General features: G+C 70.4%; 16 protein-coding genes. 8 read left to right on the top strand and 8 right to left on the bottom strand.

The features are described 5' to 3' along the window. Positions 1-53 precede the first annotated feature (53 nt). Positions 54-2,393 carry a polysaccharide biosynthesis tyrosine autokinase gene (locus tag U9J39_RS00635; RefSeq protein WP_326346524.1) on the top strand — a complete coding sequence of 780 codons (2,340 nt, stop codon included), beginning with the start codon at positions 54-56 and terminating at the stop codon, positions 2,391-2,393. Between the two features lie 121 nt (positions 2,394-2,514). Continuing rightward, entirely contained in the window at positions 2,515-4,326 is a 1,812-nt protein-coding gene (locus U9J39_RS00630; RefSeq protein WP_326346286.1) for an alpha/beta hydrolase, read from the top strand. Positions 4,327-5,246: 920 nt separating this feature from the next. Here the strand turns inward: U9J39_RS00630 and U9J39_RS00625 are convergent. From U9J39_RS00625 to U9J39_RS00610, 4 genes are all read right to left on the bottom strand, one after another. Continuing rightward, positions 5,247-7,496, bottom strand: coding sequence for a polysaccharide biosynthesis tyrosine autokinase (locus U9J39_RS00625; RefSeq protein ID WP_326346285.1), 2,250 nt, complete (start codon positions 7,494-7,496; stop codon positions 5,247-5,249). After that, positions 7,493-7,957, bottom strand: coding sequence for an arsenate reductase/protein-tyrosine-phosphatase family protein (locus tag U9J39_RS00620; RefSeq protein WP_231942215.1), 465 nt, complete (start codon positions 7,955-7,957; stop codon positions 7,493-7,495). The genes U9J39_RS00625 and U9J39_RS00620 overlap by 4 nt, the downstream gene beginning before the upstream one ends. A 42-nt stretch (positions 7,958-7,999) precedes the next feature. Then, positions 8,000-9,172 carry a polysaccharide biosynthesis/export family protein gene (locus tag U9J39_RS00615; protein ID WP_172581800.1) on the bottom strand — a complete coding sequence of 391 codons (1,173 nt, stop codon included), beginning with the start codon at positions 9,170-9,172 and terminating at the stop codon, positions 8,000-8,002. A gap of 176 nt (positions 9,173-9,348) precedes the next feature. Further along, on the bottom strand, positions 9,349-9,903 hold the full coding sequence (locus tag U9J39_RS00610; RefSeq protein ID WP_115711798.1) for a putative colanic acid biosynthesis acetyltransferase: 555 nt from the start codon (positions 9,901-9,903) through the stop codon (positions 9,349-9,351). A gap of 236 nt (positions 9,904-10,139) precedes the next feature. On the opposite strand from U9J39_RS00610, the gene U9J39_RS00605 reads away from it, so the two are divergent. Next, positions 10,140-11,264: a glycosyltransferase family 4 protein gene (locus U9J39_RS00605; RefSeq protein ID WP_326346284.1), complete on the top strand. Its 1,125-nt coding sequence runs from the start codon at positions 10,140-10,142 to the stop codon at positions 11,262-11,264. On the opposite strand, the gene U9J39_RS00600 is transcribed toward U9J39_RS00605, so the two are convergent. Next, positions 11,261-11,986 (bottom strand): polysaccharide deacetylase family protein, encoded by a 726-nt coding sequence (locus U9J39_RS00600; protein ID WP_115714174.1) that lies wholly within the window; start codon positions 11,984-11,986, stop codon positions 11,261-11,263. The genes U9J39_RS00605 and U9J39_RS00600 overlap by 4 nt on opposite strands. A gap of 271 nt (positions 11,987-12,257) precedes the next feature. Between U9J39_RS00600 and U9J39_RS00595 the strand changes: the two genes are divergently transcribed. The 5 genes from U9J39_RS00595 to U9J39_RS00575 all read left to right on the top strand — a co-directional run bounded on the left by U9J39_RS00595 (position 12,258) and on the right by U9J39_RS00575 (position 18,583). Further along, a complete protein-coding gene (locus U9J39_RS00595; protein WP_115711800.1) occupies positions 12,258-13,466 on the top strand; it encodes a glycosyltransferase in 1,209 nt (402 codons plus the stop codon). Then, entirely contained in the window at positions 13,463-14,728 is a 1,266-nt protein-coding gene (locus U9J39_RS00590; RefSeq protein ID WP_115711801.1) for a hypothetical protein, read from the top strand. Before U9J39_RS00595 ends, U9J39_RS00590 begins: the two co-directional genes overlap by 4 nt. Continuing rightward, positions 14,725-15,915, top strand: a complete 1,191-nt coding sequence (locus U9J39_RS00585; protein ID WP_116313722.1) for a glycosyltransferase — start codon at positions 14,725-14,727, stop codon at positions 15,913-15,915. Before U9J39_RS00590 ends, U9J39_RS00585 begins: the two co-directional genes overlap by 4 nt. Then, entirely contained in the window at positions 15,909-17,285 is a 1,377-nt protein-coding gene (locus tag U9J39_RS00580) for a hypothetical protein (protein ID WP_115711804.1), read from the top strand. The genes U9J39_RS00585 and U9J39_RS00580 overlap by 7 nt, the downstream gene beginning before the upstream one ends. A gap of 74 nt (positions 17,286-17,359) precedes the next feature. Next, complete coding sequence (locus tag U9J39_RS00575; protein ID WP_326346283.1) at positions 17,360-18,583, top strand: glycosyltransferase; 1,224 nt, start codon at positions 17,360-17,362, stop codon at positions 18,581-18,583. Between the two features lie 94 nt (positions 18,584-18,677). Here the strand turns inward: U9J39_RS00575 and U9J39_RS00570 are convergent, their stop codons facing one another. From U9J39_RS00570 to U9J39_RS00560, 3 genes are read right to left on the bottom strand one after another with little or no spacing between them, the layout of a single operon-like run. Then, entirely contained in the window at positions 18,678-19,457 is a 780-nt protein-coding gene (locus U9J39_RS00570) for a class I SAM-dependent methyltransferase (RefSeq protein WP_326346282.1), read from the bottom strand. A gap of 41 nt (positions 19,458-19,498) precedes the next feature. After that, positions 19,499-20,749 (bottom strand): glycosyltransferase WbuB, encoded by a 1,251-nt coding sequence (locus U9J39_RS00565; protein ID WP_326346281.1) that lies wholly within the window; start codon positions 20,747-20,749, stop codon positions 19,499-19,501. 22 nt (positions 20,750-20,771) lie between these two features. Then, positions 20,772-21,764, bottom strand: a complete 993-nt coding sequence (locus U9J39_RS00560; RefSeq protein ID WP_326346280.1) for a GDP-L-fucose synthase family protein — start codon at positions 21,762-21,764, stop codon at positions 20,772-20,774. Positions 21,765-21,775 lie beyond the last annotated feature (11 nt).

The raw sequence follows: 21,775 nt of genomic DNA, 5'->3' as shown, positions 1-21,775 counted from the left end.
TGCTGCGTGATTGGCGTGAGGCAGCGTGTGGCGGGAGAGATGTCGTGAGCAGAATGTCATTTGCCGGAGCCGTACCGGTACCCGACCAGGTGTCGCCGCGCAGCGGCGCCAACGCACGCGTGCTGCTGGACCACGCAGGCTGGATCCTTGCCGCCGGGCTGACCGGCGCGGCCCTTGCCTGGCTGGCGTGGCTCTCCACCCCTGACCTGTATCGCGCCAAGTCGCTGGTGCAGCTGCAGACCCGCGACGCCGCCGGCCGCACGGCCACGCCGCAGCTCGACCTGGGCATGCTGAAGAGCCGCGCCGTGGTCGGCCCGGTGGTCGAGCGCCTGCACCTGGACATCGAGATCCAGCCGCTGCGCGCGCCGCTGCTGGGCAGCCTGGTCAACCATTTCGCCGAGCCCGGCAAGCTGCGCGGGCCGTGGCCGGCGGAGCTGGGCTATGCGTGGGGCGGCGAGCGGGTGGCGGTGGAGCGCCTGAACGTGCCGGCACGCCTGCTCAACGTGCCCCTGACCCTGGAGATCCTGCCCGACAACGGCTTCCGGCTGAGCGGGCCGGAGGTGCAGGTCGAGGGCCGCGCCGGCCAGGTGGCCGAGGCCGGTGGCATCTCGATGCTGGTGGGGCGGATCGAGGCGCGCCCGGGCACGCGCTTCCTGGTCACGCGGCGCGACCTGACGCTGACAGTCGATGCCGTCACGCGCGAACTGCGCGTCGACAGCGAATCGAGCGAAGCCACCACGCTGCGCATCAGCTGGCAGAACCGCGACCCGGCCACCGCGGCCGCGCTGGTCAACGGCATTGCCGATTCCTATATCAAGGGCCAGGCCGAGCAGCGCCAGGACGACACCGCGGCGACGCTGGCCTTCCTGTCGGGCGAACTGCCGCGCGTGAAGGCCGAGCTCGAGCGCGCCGAGAGCGCGCTGACACGCTACCGCTCGCGCTCGGGCTCGCTGGCGCCGAGCCAGGACGTGCAGTCCTACCTGAACGGCAGCATGGAGTACCAGCGCCAGATCGCGCTGCTGCGGCTGGAGCGCACCAAGCTGCTGCAGCGCTTCACCACCGAAGCCAACGAGGTCCGCACCGTCGACAGCCAGATCCAGCAGCTCACGCGCGAGCGCCAGGAGATGGACGCGCGCATGCAGAACCTGTCGGCGTCCGAGCGTGAATCCGTGGCGCTGACGCGCGACGTCAAGGTGGCCGAGGACATGTACATGACGCTGCGCAACAAGGTCGAGCAGCTGTCGCTGGCGCAGCTCGACCGCACCGGGCAGGTGCGCATCGTCGACAATGCGCTCACCCCCACCGTGCCGGTCGGGCTGGGGCCATGGACGCCGGCCGCGGGCGGCGGCGTGCTGGGCATGCTGCTGGCGGTCGGGGCGCTGACGCTGCGCCAGCGCGTGCGGCCCACCGTGGCCAGCGCCAATGACGCCGAGGACAAGCTCGGCATCACCATGCTGGGCGACATTGCCTTCAGCCGCGAACAGGCCGCGCTCGAGCGCATGGTGTCGGCCAAGGCTTTGCTGGGCGTGGCCGCGGGCTACGCCGCGCCGCCGTCGGCGCGCCTGGAGCGGCCGCGGCCGTCGAGCGCGGTGATCGACGTGTCAGACCTGGAGGATGACAGCGCCGAGCGGATGCTGCGGCTGGGCCTGCACGACCAGTTCCTGCTGGCGCGCAACGCGCCGCACTCGCTGGCGGTGGAAGGGCTGCGCAATATCCGCGCCGCGGTGCATTTCGCGCTGCGCAGCGCGCCCGACCATGTCATCGCCGTTACCAGCCCGGCCCCTGGCGCGGGCAAGACCTTTGCATCGGTCAACCTGGCCGTGCTGTTCGCAGAAGCCGGCCAGCGCGTGCTGCTGATCGATGCCGACCTGCGCCGCGGCCGCGTGGCGAGCTGGTTCGATCAGCCCGCCGAATCCGGGCTGGCCGAACTGCTGACCGGGCATGTGCCGCTGTCCGCCGCGGTGCGGCCGACGGTGGTCAACGGCCTGTCGATCCTGCCGGCGGGTTTGCCGCCGCCGAATCCTTCCGAACTGCTGATGCGCCCGGGCATGGCCGAAGCGCTGCGCCAGTGCGCGGCCCGCTTCGACCTGGTGCTGATCGACACGCCACCGGTGCTTGCGGTGGCCGACGCCAGCCTGGTCGCGAACCTGGCCGGTTCGACCCTGGTGGTGCTGCGTGCCGATACGACGCTGCCCGGCCAGGTCGATGAAACGCTCAAGCGTCTGCAACGGGCCGATGCGCGCCTGCTGGGCGGCATCCTCAACTGTGTGATTGCCAAGCGCAGCAACCGGGCCGAGTTCAACAGCGTGAATCCTTACCTTGGCATGCCGGCGACGGCACCGATCTCGCGCCGGATCGGGCAGGCGCTGCACCGCGAAGAGAAAAGAGAATAAGGGGGGCGCGGAAGCGGGTAGCGCCGCCTGGGCGTACCCGTTTCTGCGTGCAAAGGCGGGTCTGGCTCCAGCGGCTCGGCGGCTGACCATCCGCTCGCCAGGAGGCGACATGAGGCGGCTTATGTTTGAAGGCTGTGCCGGCTGGCTGCACGAGGCACAAGGAAAGACCGGGGTGGTACTGTGCGCCCCGCTGGGCCACGAGACGATGTGGTCGCACCGGGCATGGCGGCATCTTGCCGACGATCTCGCCGCGGCCGGCATGCCGGTGCTGCGCTTTGATTATCCCTGCACCGGCGATTCCGCCGGCGCCTGCGAGGCCGCGCATTTCCTCGGCCGCGCCGCCTCGAGCATCGTCGCCGCGGCCGCGCAGCTGCGCGCGCTGGCCGGCGTGGAGCACATCGTGCTGTGCGGGCTGCGCGCCGGTGCCAGCCTCGCGGTGCAGGCCGCCGAGGCGATGCGCTCGCATCCGGCATGGCAGGGCGGCGTTGCCGCGCTGGTGCTGCTCGCGCCCGTGGTCAATGGCCGCGCCTACCTGCGCGAGCTGCGCGCGCTGCATCTGAACTGGCTCAACAGCGTTGGGCCGACCGAGACGCCGCCACCGCCGCCGGCCGGCGCGCTCGACGTGCTGGCCTTCCGCTTCAGCGCCGACACCGTGCGCGACCTCGAGGCGCTGCGGCTCGACCGCGGCGCCAACTGCCCCGCGCCGCGCGTGCTGGTGCTCGACCCCTGGCCGGGCTCCGCCTCCGCGGCCGGCGCGCTGGCGCAGTACTACACCGATGGCGGCGCGAAGGTCGATGCGGCCCCGTTTCCCGACTACGCCGACATGATGCAATCGGCCGAGTTTGCCGGGGTGCCGGCGCAGACGTGGCGGCAGCTGGTGCAGTGGCTGGCGCCGATACCCGCAGTGGCCGGGCTGTCGGCTGCATTGCCGGCGGCGCGCCGGCACCTGCCCGGTGCTGCGTCGCTGCGCGTGGCGGTCGATGGCGTGATCGAAGAGTCGGTCTGGCTCGGCGCGCGGCGCCAGTTCGGCATCCTGTGCATGCCGCGCGACGAGGCGCCCGCGCCGGTCGCGGTGATCTTCCCGAATACCGGCGGCAACCACCATGTCGGCGATGGCCGCATGTTCGTCACGCTGTCGCGACGGCTGGCAAGACTGGGCGTGGTGTCGCTGCGGCTGGACGTGTCCGCGCTCGGCGACAGCCCACGCGCGCCACGCAGCATGAGCATTTCCAAGATCTACTCGCCGGGGCCGCGCGCGGACGTAAGCGCCGCGGTCGACTGGATGCGCGCGCGCGGCTTCCGTTGCATCGTGCTGGCGGGGGTTTGCTCGGGCGCGTTCCTGAGCCTGCACGCCGCGCTGGCCAACCCCGGCGTGAACGGCCTGGTGCTCGCCAACCTGGTGAAATTCCGCTGGGACCGCGCCGACGACCGGAGCGCGGGCAAGGGCGCACGCTCGTGGCAAGGCTGGCTCTCGGCCGCGCGCCGCGGCGGCAACTGGCAGCGGGTATTGCAGGGGCAGGTGCGGATCGCCCCGCTCGCCGCGGCCATGGCGCGCCATGCATACCGGCACGCCACCGAACGCGTGGCGTTCCGCTTGACGCGGCTGCGCGGTGGCGAAGACCTGGCCTCAGCCACGGCTTACGCACGGGCCGCGATGCGGAGCCTGAATGAGCGCGGGGTGCGGACGGACATGCTGTACGGGTCCGAGGACATGGGGCTCGATGAGGCTCAGCTGCGCTTTGGCAGGGATCTGGAAGCGCTGGCGGCGTTCACGCATATCACCGTGCATCGGCATGCGTGTATGGACCATGCGTTGTTTCTGGCGGGGGGGAGGCAGGTTTTTTGTGACCAGGTGGTCAAGCATGTGGTGGCGAGATTGGGGGCGATGGAGGCGGTGGGGGAGGGGTTGTTGCGGGGGGTTAAGGTGTGTTGAGGGGTTTTTTGGTTGGGCGCTGTTGGTGACATGCTGTCGGCTGTTGAAACGCGTGGTTCCGCCCTGCTGGGCGGGTCACTTTTTGGCCGAGCGCCAAAAAGTAACCAAAAAGCGCGTTTACTGCCCTGCGGGCGGCATGTCTTATCGTAGTGTGCCCGGGGGTTTTCGTACGGGGCTGGGCTTCCTCGCATAGCTGGACTGCCTGCCGCAGGGGTGCACCACGGTGACAGGGGCGTTGAAGTGTTGGTTGAACGAGCCCAGAGCGGTGGGTGGTCCCTGCTGCGGGCCTTACCGTAGGAACGCCTACGGCTGCGCTTCGCGCTGGCCCTATCGCGCGGCGTGAGCCCTGGCACTGGACGCATCGCTGCGCTCGCTTGGCCCATGCGGTGCGCGCACGTGATTCCGATTCCCGTGCTGTGTGCAGGCCAGCCGCCAACATCAACCCGGGACGCCTGCAGAAGGATTACGCCGGTTGCACGTGGCTGACGGAATTCAGAATCCGACGGGCGTGGTCCCTGCAGCGCCGAGCGAGCGCAGCGACGCGTCCAGTGCCGGTGCCCAAGCTCTGCGATAGGGCCGGCGCGCAGCGCAGCCGAAGGCGTTCCTACGACAAGGCCAGCAGCAGGGACCACTCCGCGCTCTGGGCTCGTTCAACCATCATTCCAACGCCCCACCCACGGTGGTGCCCCCCGCGGCAGGCAGTCCCGCTATGCGAGGAAACACAGCCCCGTACGAAAACCCCCAGGCACACTACGATAAGACATGCCGCCCGCAGGGCAGTAAACGCGCTTTTTGGTTACTTTTTGGCGCTCGGCCAAAAAGTGACCCGCCCAGCAGGGCGGAACCACGCGGTTCAACAGCCGACAGCATGTCACCAACAGCGACCAGCCCAACAGGCCCCAACAACAACAACAACCACCTCATGCCCTCTTAGAACTAGCCCCCCCATACTGATTCATATACCGATACTTCCCAAAGTGATAATGCGCCCGATACCACCGCCCCTCCACCTTCAGGCCATTGAATATCACCCCCTTGATATCACTCCCCGCCTGCACGATCGCGCGCCGCGTGGCCTTGAGTTCTGATGCGGTACTGGCATCGGCCCGCGCCACCAGGAACACCGCCCCCGCCTTGGTCGCCAGCACGCCGGCGTCGGACGTTGCCAGCACCGGCGGCGTGTCGAGCAGCACCACGTCGTAGCGGTTCCTGAGCGTGGCCAGCAGCGTATCCATGCCGCGCGTCTGCAGCAGGTCGGCAGCCAGCGGCGGTTCCGAGCCGGTGGCGATGAAGTCGAGTCCCGGCACCACGTCGCGCTGCAGCACCTGCTCCAGCGGCGTGCCGGTCAGCAGCTCGGTCAGTCCCGGCACGCGCGGCTTGCCGAAATGGTGGTTGAGCCCGCCGCGGCGCAGGTCGGCGTCGACCAGCACCACGCGACGGCCGGCGGTGGCCAGCACCGTGGCGAAGTTGGCCGAGATGAAGGACTTGCCGACTTCGGGCGCCGGCCCGGTGATCACCACCACGTTGTTGCTGTCGCTGTTGAGCAGCGCGAACTGCAGCGAGGTGCGGAAGCTGCGCAGGCTTTCCACCGCCGGGTCGTCCGGCATGCGCCGGGCGAGCAGCTTGTCGATATCGCGCCCGCCGCGCAGGCGCGACTGCTCCGCGCTGTAGGGCACCGTCGCGTACACCGTCATGCCGGTCTCGCGCTCGATCTCGTCCGCGTCGGCGACGCCGCCATCGAACAGCCGGCGCAGCACCACCACCGCCGTGCCGGCCAGCAGGCCCAGCAACACCGAGGCCGCGGCGATCAGCTTGCGGTTGGGCTTGACCGGGCGGATCGGCACCTCGGCCGGGTCCACCAGGCGCGCCGTGCCGATCTTGCTGGCCTTGACCAGCCTGAGCTGCTGCACGTCGTTCAGCAGCGACTGGTACATCTCGGTGCTGACCCGGACGTCGCGCATCAGCCGCAGCACGTTCTGCTCGATATCCGGCAGGCGCTGGATCTTGCCGCCGACGGTGCCGATCTCGGCGTTCACGTCGGCGATCTGCTTGTCCATGATCTCGATTGCCGGATGGTTGGGCGTGAAGCGCGCAATCAGTTCCTGGCGCCGCTGGCGCAGGTCCGCCAGCTTGGTCTGGGCAGCCACGGACTGCGCCAGCACCAGCCGGGATTCTTCGTTCAGGTCGATGGTGCCGCGCTGGTTGCGCATGGCGTTGTAGCGCGACTCGGCGCTTTCCAGCTGCTGCTTGAGCTGCGGCAGCTGCGCTTCCAGGAAGGCCAGCGACTTCTCGGCCTCGGCGGCCTTGCGGCGCAGGTTCTGCTCGACATACTCGTTGCCGATCTCGTTCAGGATGGCGGCGGTCTTTTCTGCCGAAGTGCCCTCCAGCGCCACGCCGATCACGCCGCTCTGCTTGCCGCGCTCGGTGATCATCAGCTGGCTCTGCAGGTCGGCAATGGCCACCGCGCGCGGCACGCGCGAGACATGGAACACCGCGCCCGGGCGGCCTTCGAGCTGGCTCAGCTCGATCGTGACCTTGCCGCTGCGGGTCGCCACCGTCAACGGCACGCCGACGCGGCCTTCGGCCACGGCATCGTCGCTGGCGAAGGCCAGCCGGTACTTGTCATTGCCCTGCGCGGTCACCGTGATCAGCCGGCGCTCCATCGCGGGCGGCACCTCCAGGCGCGATACCGTGATCGCTTCGCTGCCCCACGCATAGCCGCCCCGGCCGAACAGCCCCGGCTGCGACAGCTCGCGGTTAAAGCCGGCCACGGCCCCGCCGATCACCGGGAAATAGTACGGCGACGCGGATATGTCCAGTTGCAGCGCGTCGACCGCCTTGCCCACCACCATGCGCGAGCGCAGCAGCTCGATCTCGGTGGAAGGGGCGGGCCTAGCGTCGTATACCGGCGACACCGTGGCGGTGGGCTTGTTGGTATTGTTGACGTTGCCGGCGTTCTGGTCCTCTACCTGCACCAGGATGTCGGCGCGGTAGACCGGCTTGGACAGCAACGCGAACAGCAGGCCCACGGCCATCACCGCCGCGGCGACCGCGAGGAAGGTCCAGCGGTAACGGATCAGCACGTCGACATACGAAGTCAGGTCCGACGACTGCTCGTCGCCTTCGGGAGCCTGGGCCTCGTAGTCACGCAAATTCTTGATGTTGCTCATGTTGCCTCCCCGTAGCGGGTTGCCTGTGCTTCGGATTGAATCTGTGCCGCCCATGCCTGCACGCCCTCGCGGATCAACCCCAGCACGATCAGGAACATCGCCTGCGAGCCGCCGTAGGGATCGGGAATATCCGCCTGCGCGGCCTCGCACAGGCGGAAGGTCTTGCCGCGCGCGCGCGGGTAGCGCTGCTCCAGCCATTCGCGCTGCTCGCTGTCCATCACCAGCACCAGGTCCGCGTCGTCGACCATGTCGTCATCGAGTTCGCGCGCGCGGTGCGCGGCCAGGTCCAGCCCGTCCTTGGCCAGCAGCCGGATCACGCGCGGATCGGCGCCGGCGCCGACCGGCGGCGCCAGCCCCGCGGAACCGATGCGGCAGTCGGGCAAGGCCTGGCGCAGCAGGTCGGCGGCCATCGGACTGCGGCAGCGGTTGCCCAGGCACACCACCAGGATCGAGCGAATCATCGCGGCTTCATCGGAAATCAGGGTCGGCGCCGGCAGCATGGCTCAAGGTCGGGTAGCGAGACTGTTGACGCCCACCAGCGGGCTCACCACCAGGGTCATGACGCGGCTCCACCGCACCACTTCGCGGGCATCCACGTAGACCACGTCCTTGGGCTCCAGCTCGAAGCCTTCGGCAATCGCCAGCGCCACTGGCGAGGTGCCGTCGAGGTGGAACACCTTCGGCGCATCGCTGGCGGTCTTGCGGATCACGTAGATCTGCTCGGCGTTGGCGGAGTTGGGGTTCACGCCGCCGGCGTCGCCGAGCGCCTCGTTCAGCGTCATGCGCCCGTTGCGCATCAGCAGCGAGGTCGGCCTGACCACTTCCCCGGTGACGAAGACCTTGCTGTCTTCGCGCTGCTCGACGCGCACGATGTCGCCCGAGCGCAGCAGGATGCGTGACGGGTCGACGCCTCTGGCCAGCAGCGCGGGGATGTTCACGTACCAGCTGCGCTCGCCGCGGGTCACGCGCACGCGGCTGTTGTCGCCGGTGTTGTTGAGCACGCCGCCGGCGCGGTTGAGCGCCTCGACCAGCGTCATCGGGGCGTCGTCGATGGCGAGCATGCCGGGCGTGCGCACTTCGCCGTCGACATAGACGCGCTGGCTGCGGAAGCCCAGCACGCGCACCGTCATCTGCGGATTGCGCACCACGCGCGAGAGCACGCGCGCCATTTCGTCGCGCACCTGGTTGGCGGTCTTGCCGGAGACCTTCATCACGCCGGCATACGGGAACTGGATGTCGCCATTGGGGCTGACCACATAACCGGGCATGTTGGAGCCGCCGGTGGACGCGGGGACCTCGAAGCCCGCGCCGATGCTGTAGGTCTGCGTCGGGAATACCAGTTCCGGGTGGTCCCACACCACCACCGAGATGATGTCGCCGGGGCCGATCACATAGGGCTTGGGCGTGGCGAACAGTTCTTCGACGCGGTCATTGGTGGGCTTGCTCTTGGCGCGCAGGTCGCGCACCAGGTCCATGGTGATGGGGGTGATGTCCGGCTTGGCGTCCGGCCCGACGGCGTCGACGTTCGCGGTCGGGCTGAAGTGCATCCCCGGCGACGCGGCGCAGCCGCCCAGCAGCAGGACGGCGCCGAGCGCGCACAGGGCTGGCAGCGAGCGCCGGCGCGAGCGGCGGGTGCGATCGGTAGGGCAAGCGGTGCGGCATTGACTGGTTTCCACGACATTGCTCCTGCGTATTTGGCTGGGCCCGCGCCGGGACGGCAGGCCCCTGATGCTCCCAGCCTAGGGCGGCGGGTAGCGTGAATCGGTGCGTTCTCGCACACTGCCATGGGCGCCTTGGGTGGCCTGGCGCGCACTGGTCGAATGCGACGCGGGCATGTTGTCCGACGCCTGGCTCATGGCTGCGGACGGCGCTGGCCGATGGGCCGCGCGGGCGTTCCGCCATACACCGTCCACGCCTCGTGCAGCGGTTTGGTGACCACCGTGCGCGGCGCAATCACCGCGCCTTCGGGCAAGGTCACGCCTGGCGAGATGAACGCTTCGGCGCACACCCACACATGGCGTTCCAGCGTGATCGGCGACGCAATCAGCTGGAAGGTTTCGCTGTTGTAATCGTGCGAGCCCGTGCAAAGGTGCGAGCCTTGTGACACGATGGCGTAGTCGCCGAGCGTGATCGGACTGATGTTGTAGAGGGTCACGCCGTCGGCGACGGCGGTGTGCTCGCCCATCACCAGGTTCCACGGCGCCCAGATCCGTGCCGCGGGGTAGACCCGCGCATCGCGGCCGAGGCGGGCGCCGAACAGCCGCAGCAGTGCGGCGCGCCAGGCATGCATCGGGCGCAGGCTGGGGCGGAACAGCCACAGCCATACCCAGTTCCATAGCTGCCGACGCACTCGGTTGGACAGCGAAAACGAAGGGCCGGAGGTGCGGTGGGTGTGCTGAATGATCATACGGAGCGTTTCCGGGGCGGCGGACATTGCGGCGATGCTCGCGCGAAGCCGTGCCGTGTATCGGTGCGCCGCGCCACAGAAGCCGGGCGAGAAGCTCCGCTACTTGCCGCGGCCGCCATCACGCTCCACACAGGTGCGCCAGCGCACGGAGCGGCACCCGGTGCTGGCGCATGCTGCAGGCAGGACGCCGTGTGCACAGATCTGCTTGCACGCGGTGCGACCGGAGCCATGACGCGATGATGCATCCCCCGCAGCTGCGCGAGACCCCTGCGCCGCTGCCCAGCATCCTGATCTACAGCGCCCCCTTCCATCCGTTGATCGGCGGCATGGAGCGCTTTGCCGAGGAGTTGGCGAGCGGGCTGACGGAGCTGGGCTATCCGGTCGAAGTGGCCACGCGCACGCCGGCCGCGCCGGGCGACGCCACGACCTTCCCGTTCACCGTGACCCGGGTCCGCGGCAAGCTGCAGCTGGCGCGCGCCATGCTGCGCCACCGGCGCGTGCTGTTCGTCGGCCTGACTTTTTACGACGTGATGCTGGCCAGCGCGCTGCGCCGTCGCATCGTGCTGACGCACCACGGCCCCTACGTGGTCCATGGCCACAAGCGCGGCACCTGGACCGGTCCGATCAAGCGCTGGCTGTCGCGCTTCTACGACGGCATCTGCGTCAGCCACTACCTGGCCGGCTGGCTGCCAGGCCAGCCACTGGTGATCCACAACGGCTATCGCGACGAACTGTTCGCGGCGGCGCCGCCCGCCGACGCGCGGCCGCCGGGAAGCTTCATCTTCGTCGGGCGGCTGGTGTCCGAAAAAGGCGTGGACCTGCTGGTGCGCAGCTTCGCGCGCCTGCACGCGCGCGAGCCGCATGCGCGCCTCACGATTGTTGGCGACGGGCCCGAGCGCGAAGCCCTGGCACGGCTGGCCGACGGACTTGGTTGCGCGGCCGCGGTGCACTTTACCGGCTGCCAGTGCGCCGCCGGCGTGGCGGCGCTGCTGGGCCGGCATCGATGCCTGGTGGCGCCGTCGCTGGGCTACGAGTCGTTTGGCATCGTCGCGCTGGAAGGCCTGGCGGCGGGCTGCGAAGTGATCGTCAGCCAGCGCGGCGGCCTGCCCGAAGCGGTCGGCGACTTCGGCTGGGTCGTGGAGCCGGCGCCCGAGCCGCTACACGAGGCCATGGCCGCGGTGCTGGGCGGCGCGTCGCGCCGGGACGAAGCCGGCACGCGCGAGTTCCTGCGCGAGCACGAACGCAAGGCGGTGGCGCAGCGCTATGCCGAGGCCATCGCGCGCTTCACGCAGCATCCCAGCGAGCCGCGCGAGCCCGTACCGTTCAACCCCGAGCAGCAGGGTTCCGAGGCTGGCCGCTAGGCTTCGCGCCAGCGGTCTTCGTGCGCGGTCAGGCATTTGCGCAGGAAGCTGAACATGCCGGTGGCGCAATAGACGCTGACGCGGGGCAGGCCGAACGGGTCGTCGCTGGCGCGGGCCAGCCCGCGCGCCGTGATGGTGGCGTTGGCGTAGCCGGCCGCGCGCACCATTTCCCGGTGCGCGGCATCCTGGCTGCCGTAGGGATAGCAGAAGGCGGTCACCGGTACGCCGAGCCACTGTTCCAGCTCGTCCTTGGACGCGGCGATCTGCCGGCGCGCCTCATGCGGCGCCATGCGGCGCAGGTCGACATGGTCCAGCGTATGCGAGCCGACCTCGTGCCCGCCCTGGTGCCATGCGCGCATCTGCGCCACGCTCATCAGCGCCGCGGGGCGGATGCCCAGGTCGCGGTCCCAGACGTTGCTGCCCGACAGCTGGCGCGAGACAAAGTAATTGGTGGCGGTGAAGCCGAGCGCGTCCAGCGCGGGCATGGCGTGCTCGAACACGTTGCGGAAGCCGTCGTCGAAGGTGATGCCGAACACCTTGCCGCTGCGCTCGCCGTGCAGGTACGGCATCAGGTCGCGCATGCTCAGGCCGCGATAGCCAAGCCGGTGCATCAGGCGCATCTGGCGGCGAAAGCGCGCGGGCGGCACCCACAGCCCGCGCCCGGGCGAGCGGCGTGGCGGCGGCGCGTCGATCTGGTGGTACATCAGGATCGGAATCGGCATGGCAGGGATCAGGTGCGCGCCATGCAAATGGCGCCGGTGCAGACCATTCTGGTGCGCTGCGGAGGCCGGCTCGGTGCGCTGGTCCACATTGGCCCGGCGGCGCCGGCACTGGCCGGCGCGGGTGTGTGGCAGCGAACAGAGGCCGCGGGCGCGCTGGCTCATGCTGCGGGCACGAGGACGTAGGGCCCCGCTTGCCAATGGCGCCAGCCGGGGAACCAGTGCCAGGCACACAGCGGGCACGACGCGCGGATTCCGGAGATCGCCCTGCACCATGAGATTGCTGCACGTCATACCCTCCATCGACCCCACCGGGGGCGGGCCCATCGAAGGCATCCGCCAATTGCGCCAGCCGCTGCGCGAACGCGGCGCCGAGATCGACGTCTGCTGCGGCGATGCCCCCGACGCCCCGTTCGTGCGCGCCAGCGAGATGAACGTGGTCGCACTGGGCCCGACCTCCTCCAAATACGGCTTCAATCCCGGCATGCTGGCGTGGCTGCGCGCCCATGCGGCCGACTACGATGCGGTGCTGGTCGAAGGGCTGTGGCAGTTCCATGCGCTCGCCACTTGCCTCGCGCTGCGCGGCAGCGAGGTGCCGTACTTTGTCTATACCCACGGCATGCTCGATCCGTGGTTCCGCGAACGCTATCCGCTCAAGCACGTCAAGAAGAGCCTGTACTGGCTGCTGGGTGAGTACTGGGTGCTGCGCGGCGCGCGCGCGGTGCTGTTCACCTGCGAGGAAGAGCAGCGGCGTTCGCGCAACGCGTTCTGGCCCTATCGCTGCCGCGAGCTGGTGGCCGGGTACGGCACCGCGCAGCCACCCACCGCGGCCGTGCCGTTGCGCGAGGCGTTCTTCACTGCGTTTCCGGCACTGCGCGGCAAGCGCATCGTGCTGTTCCTCGGCCGGATCCATGAAAAGAAGGGCTGCGACCTGCTGGTCGAAGCCTTTGCCGGCGTGGCCGGTGCCGACCCGCGGCTGCAGCTGGTGCTGGCAGGGCCGGTGGAGGCGGCGCTGCGCGAGCGGCTGGCGCGCCAGGCCGAACGCCTGGGGCTGGCGCAGCGGCTCAGCTGGACCGGCATGCTGTCGGGCGACCTGAAGTGGGGCGCCTATCACGCGGCCGAAGTCTTTACCCTGCCGTCGCACCAGGAGAACTTTGGCGTGGCCGTGGCCGAGGCGCTGGGCTGCGGCGTGCCGGTGCTGATTTCGGACAAGGTCAATATCTGGCGCGAAATAGTCGCCGACGGCGCCGGGCTGGCCGGCGCCGATACCGCCGAGGGCACCGGCGCGTGCCTGCGCCAGTGGCTGCAGGCCGATCCCGGCGCGCAGGCGCGCATGCGGGTGCAGGCGCTAGCCTGCTTCCAGCGACGCTTCGAGGTGCGCCAGAGCGCGCAGCGGCTGCTCGACATCCTGGGCGAGCGGCCGGTGCCGGCGCCGGCCGCCGATGCCGCCGCCACCAGCGCCACGCCGCGCGGCACGCCATGAAAGCGCTGCGCATCTTCGTCTTCGCGGTGCTGTCGCAGGGACTCGGCGCCATCACCGGCCTGCTGCTGGCGCACTGGCTCAGCGTCGGCGACTACGCGATCTATACCGTCACCGGCGCCATCGTCGGCGCCATGTCGATCGTCACCAAGGGCGGCATCCATTTCGGGCTGAATGCCATCCTCGGGCGCACCTGGCCAGACCGCGAGCGCGCCGCGCAGGCTACGCGCGCCGCGCTGGCGCAGCGCAAGCGCATCTCGGCCTTCCTGCTGCCGCCGCTGCTGATCATCGCCGGCGTGCTGATGTACCGCAACCATGCCTCGCTGGCGTTGATCGCCGCCTTGCTGCTGACGCTGCTGACGATGTGGTATTTCGACATGCAGTCGCGCGTGGTGGACCAGGTGCTGCTGTTCGCCAACCGCGCGCCTGCGCTGCAGGCGCTCGATGCCGGCCTGTCGGGCGCGCGGCTGCTGCTGTCATGGGGCGTCTACGTGCTGGGGCTGCAGAGCGCGCTGGCCGCCAGCCTGGTCAACACGCTCTTCGCCGGCCTGCGCGTGCCGTTCGTGCGCCGCTGGCTGCGCCGCGAACTGCCGGCGCGGGCGGCCGAGCCGGTGGCCGAGGACCAGCGTTCGATCCGCGCCATCACGCGCCGCCAGATTCCCATGGACGCGTTCTTCTGCCTGCAGTCGCAGTTCGCCTTCGCCATCGTCGCGTTCTACGGCGCGGTCAGCCAGACCGCGGCGATCGGCGCGCTGTCGCGCATCGGCCAGCTGCTGGTGCCGGTCAGCATCGTGGTGGGCGCCTATGTCGTGCCGCGCTTCGCGCAGGCGCGCGAGCACGTGCTGCGCCAGTACCTGGGCTGGCTGCTGCTGGGTTCGCTGCCGGCCGGCACGCTGGTGCTGCTGGCCTGGTTGTGGCCCGGGCTGCTGCTGCGCCTGGTGGGGGCCAACTACGCCGGCCTGACCTCGGAGCTGCTGATCGCCTGCCTGGGCGCCGGCGCCTACAGCATTGCCGGCGTGGCCTGGGAACTGCTGGCCAACCGCGGCCTGAACCACTTCAACTACATGCAGGTGCCGGTGGTGATCGCCTGGTGCCTGGTCGCGCCCCACCTGCTGGACCTGACCACGCTGCGGGGCGTGCTCTGGTTCGAGGCCGGCCTGGCTTCCGGGCTCGGTGCCGCGGTGCTGTGCGAGCTGGCGGGCGCGATCCGCGCCGGGCGGCTGTTGCCGCCGCCGGTACTCAGCGTCGACGGGGGCCGCCCATGAAAGTCCTGGTCACCCACCCCGGCCTGCAGCATTCGCACCAGATGGCGCAGGCGCTCCACGAGCAGGACCTGCTGTGCCAGTACTGGTCGGGCGTGCCGGTGCGCGGACCGGGCGAGCCGGTACCGTGGTGGCTGCCGCCGGCGCTCGGCGCCAAGGTGCGCGAGGTCGGCATCCCCGCGGCCTTGCGGCGCCATCCGCTGTGCTTCCCGGCCATGCTCAAGCTGGGGCTGCACCGCCGGATCGGGATCAACCGCTATCTGGGCATGTCGCAGTCGGCCTATGCGCACCGCGTGTTCCACCTGTTCGATGCGTGGGCGGCGCGGCGTGTCGAGGCGCTGCGCCCCGACGTGGTGGTGGCCTACGAGAACTCGGCGATGCAGACCTTCGAGGCGGCCCGCCGTATTGGCGCGCGCTGCGTGCTCGACGCGCCGGCGGTGCATCGCGCCACGGCGGCGGCGCTGCTGGGCCTGCAGCCTGACCCGTACCTTGCCTGCATCGACGCACGCAAGGACCGCGAGGTGGAGCTGGCGGACCTGGTCATCACCTGTTCCGAGTTTGCCGCGCAGACCTACGCGCAGGCCGGCGTGCCGGGCGCCAAGCTCAGGTCGATCCTGCTCGGCGCCACCCCGCCGGGCAACGTGCAGCGCCGGCGCACGCGCGCCGGCACGCGCTTCCTGTATGCCGGCGGCCTGACCACGCTCAAGGCGGTCGACCTGCTGCAGCAGGCCTTCGCCATGGTGCGCGCGCGCGTGCCCGAGGCCGAGCTCGCGGTGGCCGGCGGCGGCGCCGAGCCCGGGCTGGCCGCGGCCCTGGCGTCGACTCCGGGCGTCACGCTGCTCGGCGCGTTGCCGCAGCCGGCGCTCTACCAGGAGCTGGCCGATGCCGATTGCCTGGTGCTGCCGTCGCGCTTCGATTCGTTCGGCATGGTGGTGGCCGAGGCGCTTGCCTGCGGCACGCCGGCGCTGGTGTCGGAGCGGGTCGGGGCCAAGGAGATCCTGCAGGAATTCCCGCGCGCGGGCTGGGTCGTCCAGGTCAGCGCGCAATCCTTGTATGACCGCATGCTGGAGCTTGCCACGGTGCGCGCCAGCCTGGACGAGGCGCGCCCGTACGCGAGCCTGGCCGGGGAGAAGTACACCTGGGCCAGGTATCGCCGCGCCGCGGTCGCAACCATCGCGACGCTATGCTGAGCCACTCCGCCGCACCCCTGGCGCCGCCGGCGCGCTCGCGCATCCGCCGGCAGGCCCGCACCACCTTCGGCACCGTGTTCTTGCTGGTGTTCCTGGTGGCCGTGCTGGAAGGCGCGGCGCGCAAGTGGGTGGCGGGTTCGCTGAGCTTGCCGCTGGTGCTGCTGCGCGACCTGCTGGCGGTCTATGGCGTCTACTACGCGATGCGCTATGGCGGCTTCACGCCGGCGCGGCGGGCGATGCGGCTGCTGCTGCTGTGGAGCGCGCTGGTGCTGGCGTGGGGGCTGGTGCAGACCATCGCCGGCGACGGCACGCTCGCCATCATGCTGGTCGGGCTGCGCTTCTGGCTGCTCTATGTGTGGTTCGGCGTGGCCGCGGCGCTGCTGCTCGAGCCCGAGGACGTTGCCGCGATCTGCAAGACCACGCTGGTGCTGATGGTGCTGATGGCGCCGCTGGTGGTGCTGCAGCACTTCCTGCCGCCCGGCAGCTTCCTGAACCGGCAGGTCGATGGTGACGAAGACCGGGTCTTCATGATGGTCGGCGACATCGTGCGCACCACCGGCACCTTCTCGTTCACGCTGGGCTACACCACCTTCCTGGCGATCACCATGCCGATCGCGCTGCAATACGTGCTCGGCGGCGACGGCAAGCGGCACTGGCTGTATGCGCTGGTGGTGCTGGGCAGCCTGCTGGTCAGCGTGCTGGTCAGCGGTTCGCGCGCCACCGTGCTGCTGCTGCCGGGCCTGTTCGCGGTGGCGGCGCTGTGCACCCTGATGTTCGGGCGTGCCGTGACCAGGCGCCGCGTGCTGGTCTGGGTCGGCGTGGCGGTGCTGATCGGGGCGGTGGGCATGGTCGTGTTCAGCGCGTCGGTCGAAAGCACGGTGCAACGCTTCCACGACGCCGCCGAAGACGAAGACTTCGGCGACCGCGTCGGCACCATGTTCCTGGGCGAGAGCGAGGCCTATGCCAAGCCGACCCTGCTGGGCGCGGGGCTCGGGCGCGGCAGCAACCTGGCCAGCTATCTCGAGCGCGGCGAAATTACCTTCATGCTGTCCGAGACCGAGACCGGGCGCACCATCGAGGAGGCCGGCCTGCTGGGCTACCTGTACGTGGCGCTGAAGTTCGCCGTGTGCGTGGCCGGCATGTGGCTTGCGATCGGTGCGGCGCGCCGCACCGGCAACTGCTTTGCCATCCTGCTGTGGCTGGTGAGCACGCTGTGCCTGCTGACGTGGTCGCTGATCGGCCAGCTGACCGCCAACGTGCTGGGCTTTCTCTTTGTCGGCTTCACCATGGCGGTCACGCGGCTGGAGCGGCAGGGGCGGCTGACGGGCGCGAACAAGCGCGCCCGGCCGCGCCGACGGCACGCGCGCTAGCGGCAGGCTGCGAGCCACCCAACGTACCGGACATCTGCATCGGGCATCCACATCGATCCGCGAAGAAAAGCAATATGAGGCTCATCCTGTTCGGTCATCCCGTCTTTTTCGGCAGCCACAGCATGGACCGCTTCGCGGCCATGATCGTCGAGGGCATGCGCGAGCGCGGCCACGAGGCCCAGCTATGGACCCCGCCCGCCGTGCTGGTGCGGCTGTCGACGCGCCCCGGCCTGCGCAAGTGGCTCGGCTATGTCGACCAGTACATGCTGTTCCCCGCGTGGGCGTGGTGGCGGCTGCGGCGCGAGGGCGCGGGCGCGCTGGTGGTGCTGACCGACCATTCGCTCGGCATGTGGATGTGGCTGCTGCACCGGCGCCCGCATGTAATCCACTGCCACGACTTCATCGCGCAGCGCACCGCTGCCGGCGAATTTCCCGGGCGCCAGCTGTCGGCCAGCGGGCGGCTCTACCAGGCGCTGATCCTGCGCGGCATCGGGCTGGGGCGGAACTTTGTCGCGGTGTCGGAGAAGACCGCGCACGACCTGCTGCGCCTGCATCCGGGGCCGACGCCGCGCGTGCGGGTGGTGCACAACGGCCTCAACTACCCGTTCCGCCCGCTTGCGCCGGATGTTGCCATGCGCCGGCTGCGCGCCGCCAGCATCGACGAGATCGAGCCCGGCATGCTGGTCCATATCGGCGGCAACCAGTGGTACAAGAACCGCGAAGGCGTGCTGGCGCTATACCTGGCCTATTGCGAGGCCAGCCATGCGGGCGGCGGCACCGGTGCCGCCGCGGCGCCGCGCCCGCTGTGGATGATCGGCCCCGAGCCGACCCCCGCCATGCGCGAGCTGGCCGACGGCGCGGAGCGGCTGGGCGGCAAGGTGCGCTTCCTGGAAGGCATGTCCACCGCGGCCGTGCACGCCGCCTATGCGCTTGCGGCGGTGCTGCTGTTCCCGAGCCTGGAAGAGGGCTTCGGCTGGCCCGTGATCGAGGCCATGGCGTGCGGCATCCCGGTGCTGACCACGGCGCGCGCGCCGATGCAGGAGATCGGCGGCGGGCTGGCGCTGCTGATGGAGCCGATGGAGCCGGGCCAGGCGCGGGCCTGGGCCCGGCGCAACGTGGGCGTGCTGCTGGAGCTGCTGTCGTGGCCGCAGGCGCGGCTCGACCAGCTCTCGGCCGACTCGCTGGCGTGGGTGCGGCATTTCTCGGCGGAACGCGCGCTGGACCAGTACGAGGCCATCTACCTGGCTGCGCTGGCCCCGGCCTCGGCCACTGCGACGACGGAGGCCGAGGCCAGCTGAGACCAGTCGGGATCAGTAGGGATCAGTCGGGATCAGCAGAGACCGGAGCGGCAGGGGGCGGGCCCGCACCACGCAGCGTCGCGCGGGCGCCGTCTCAATGCAGGGTGTAGGCGACGGTCTGGATCACGCCCGCGCCTTCGCGCACCTCGCACAGCACGCGGCCGTGCACCGGCTTCAGGTTGAACGGCGGCGCGGTCAGCACCACGCCGCTCGGCACCATGCGTGCCAGCCGCGTCGAAGCCCCCAGCCGCTTCTTGGCGTTGGGCGGAAAATCCGGCGCCAGCGGCAGGTGTTCGGTCAGCACCAGCACCTGGTAGCGGTGCAGCTTGGCCAGCACGCGCGCGATCCTGTCGTTGTCCAGGTGCTGCAGCACCTGGCGCAGGAACACCACGTCGCCGGCGGGCAGTTCGTCGCCGGCAATGTCGAGGCAGCGGAAATCCACGTCGAGATGGGCATAGCGTGCGCGGTTGGCCGCGATCAGCGGCGCCACCACGTCGCAGGCCACATAGCGCCCGCAGGCCGGGCGGATGCGGCTGCCGATATGGAAGTCGCCGCAGCCCAGGTCGACCACGTCGGGCTTGCGCGGCAGCTCGCGCAGCAGCGCGGTGACCGCCTCGGCATAGGGCTCGACGATGCGCGGATCGTGCGAGCCGGTGCCGCTGAAGAAGCCGGGCTCGTCGGCCTCGCCCCACAGGCTGCTGTGGTAGACGTCCGAGAACACTTCGCCCGGCGGCCTGGCGCCGTAGCGCGCGTCATGCTGCTGCTCGCGGCGCACGTGGTAGTAGTTGCGCAGCCAGGCGGGCACCAGGGGTTTGATGGTTCGCATCAGGCGTTGCACCAGCGCGGGGTGCGTGGTCGCGGTCTCAGGACTCATGGCGGGTTCCCCCTTGGGCGTTGCGTTGGCCGCGGCGGCGCTCAGGCCACCGCGGAGGCGTCTTGCGCGGCAGGCGGCGATACCAGTGCCTGCAGTGCGGATTCCAGTTGCGCCAGCACCGCGTCGCGGGCCAGATGGGCTTCGGCCCAGGCGCGGCCTGCGGCGGCGTGCATGGCGCGCCGCTGCGGCTGGCAGGCGAGCGTGGCAATGGCGTGCGCCAGCGCGCTGCCATCGCCGGGCGGCACCAGCACACCCACGCGCGCCACCAGGCGGCCCAGCTCGGTATCGGGCTGCGCGGTGGCAATGACCGCGCGCCGGCTCGCCAGCATGCCGGTGAGCTTGGACGGCATCACCAGGTCGGCGGCATCGGCGCGCTGCGGCAGCAGGTGCATGTCCGCGGCCGCCATCATGGCGTGGAACTGCGCCTGTGGCTGCAGCGGCAGGAAATGCACGCGCGCCAGCCCGGCGCAGCGTGCCTGCAGCGCGGCGCGGCCGCTGCCGTCGCCGCACAGCACCATGTGGATGCGCGGGTGGCCCTGCAGCGCCTGCGCGGCATCGGCCAGCACTTCCAGGCCCTGCTTGTTGCCCATGTTGCCGGCGTACAGCGCGACCACCGCCTCGGCGGGAATGCCCAGGCCGTGCCGGAACGCCAGCGCCGCGTCGGCCGGGGCCTCGTGCAGGTCGGCCCAGTTGGGCAGCAGTTGCAGGCGAGCGGGGCTGACGCCCTTGGCGCGCAGCGCGTCCGCCATCGCCTGCGAGATGGTCGAGACGCGCTGGTAGCGCGTGGTCAGCGCGCGCTCCAGGCGCGTGGCCAGCCGGCGCAGCAGCGGATGGCGCAGCACGCCCAGCGCGAACGCGGCATCGACTTCCAGGTCCTGCACGTGCAGCCAGGTGCGCGCGCGCGTGCAGCTGCCCAGCAGCAGCGTCGCCGGGCTGCACATCAGCGTGGGCTCGACCGCGAAGATCACGTCGGGGCGCCAGCGCAGCTGCGCCGCCATGCACGGCACGCTGCTCAGCGCAAAGCTCATCAGGTGCAGGATGCGCAGCAGTCCGGACGGCTTGCGCGGCACCCACACCGGTGCGCGGTAGACCGTCACGCCGCCGTGCGTCTCGCGGGCATAGCGCCAGGCGCTGTAGCCGTCGCTGACGCGCCATGCGGGGTAGTACGGCGGGGCGCACACCACGCGCACCTCGTGCCCGCGCGCGGCCAGCCATTGCGCCTGCTCGCCGGTGTACTTGCCGATGCCGGTCAGTTCGGGCGCGTAGTTCTGGCAGTAGATCAGGATCTTCATGGCCGCTCCGCGCGCGCTTGGGTCAGGCCAGCGCGGCGGCAATGCCGCCGGGCAAGGTGCCGGTGCGGCAGGCCTCTTCGTAGACGCCGCGCAGGCCGTCGCGCAGCGCAATGCGCGGGCGCCAGCCGGTGCGCATGATGGCGCTGCTGTCGAGCCGCTTGCGCGGCGTGCCGTCGGGCTTGTCGGTTTCGAAAGCAAGGGTGCCGCGATAGCCGGTAACCTGCGCCACCAGTGCCGCCAGCGCGCCGATCGAGACCTCGTCGTCGCTGCCGACGTTGAGGAAGCCCGCGGGCGCGGCCTCGCGGTAGGCCGGCGCGGACAGCGCCATCACGTGCAGGCAGGCACGCGCCAGATCGTCCGCGTGCAGGAATTCGCGCAAGGGCTTGCCGGTGCCCCACACCGACACGCGCGCGCTGCCGGCCACGCGGGCGTCGTGGAAGCGGCGCACCAGTCCGGGTATCACATGGCTGTTGTCGGGGTGGTAGTTGTCGCCGGGTCCATAGAGGTTGGTCGGCATCACGCAGCGGTAGTCGGTGCCGTACTGGCGGTTGTAGCTGTCGCACAGCATGATGCCGGCGATCTTGGCGATGGCGTAGGGCGCGTTGGTCGGCTCCAGCGCGCCGGTGAGCAGCGCGGCTTCGCTGATCGGCTGCGGCGCCAGGCGCGGGTAGATGCAGCTCGATCCCAGAAACAGCAGCCGCCGCACACCGGCCTGCCAGGCGGCATGGATCACGTTGGTGGCGATGGCGAGGTTCTGGTGGATGAACTCGGCGGGATACGTATTGTTGGCATGGATGCCGCCGACCCGCGCGGCGGCCAGGTAGACCGCGTCGATGCGCTGGCTGGCGAAGAAAGCCCGCACCTGCGCCTGGTCGCACAAGTCCAGCTCGGCGTGCGTGCGCGTCACGATGTCGGCGCCGCCCTGCGCGCGCAGCGCCCGCTCGATGGCCGAGCCGACCATGCCGCGGTGGCCGGCGACAAAGATGCGCGGGCGCGCTGCCAGGGCCTGGTTCATGGGATCCTCGC

It is taken from the genome of Cupriavidus sp. SS-3 (assembly GCF_035818815.1).
GTDB lineage: Bacteria > Pseudomonadota > Gammaproteobacteria > Burkholderiales > Burkholderiaceae > Cupriavidus > Cupriavidus taiwanensis_C.
The sequence above is the reverse complement of the archived record's forward strand: the minus strand, read 5'-3'. Positions and strand labels throughout refer to the sequence as shown.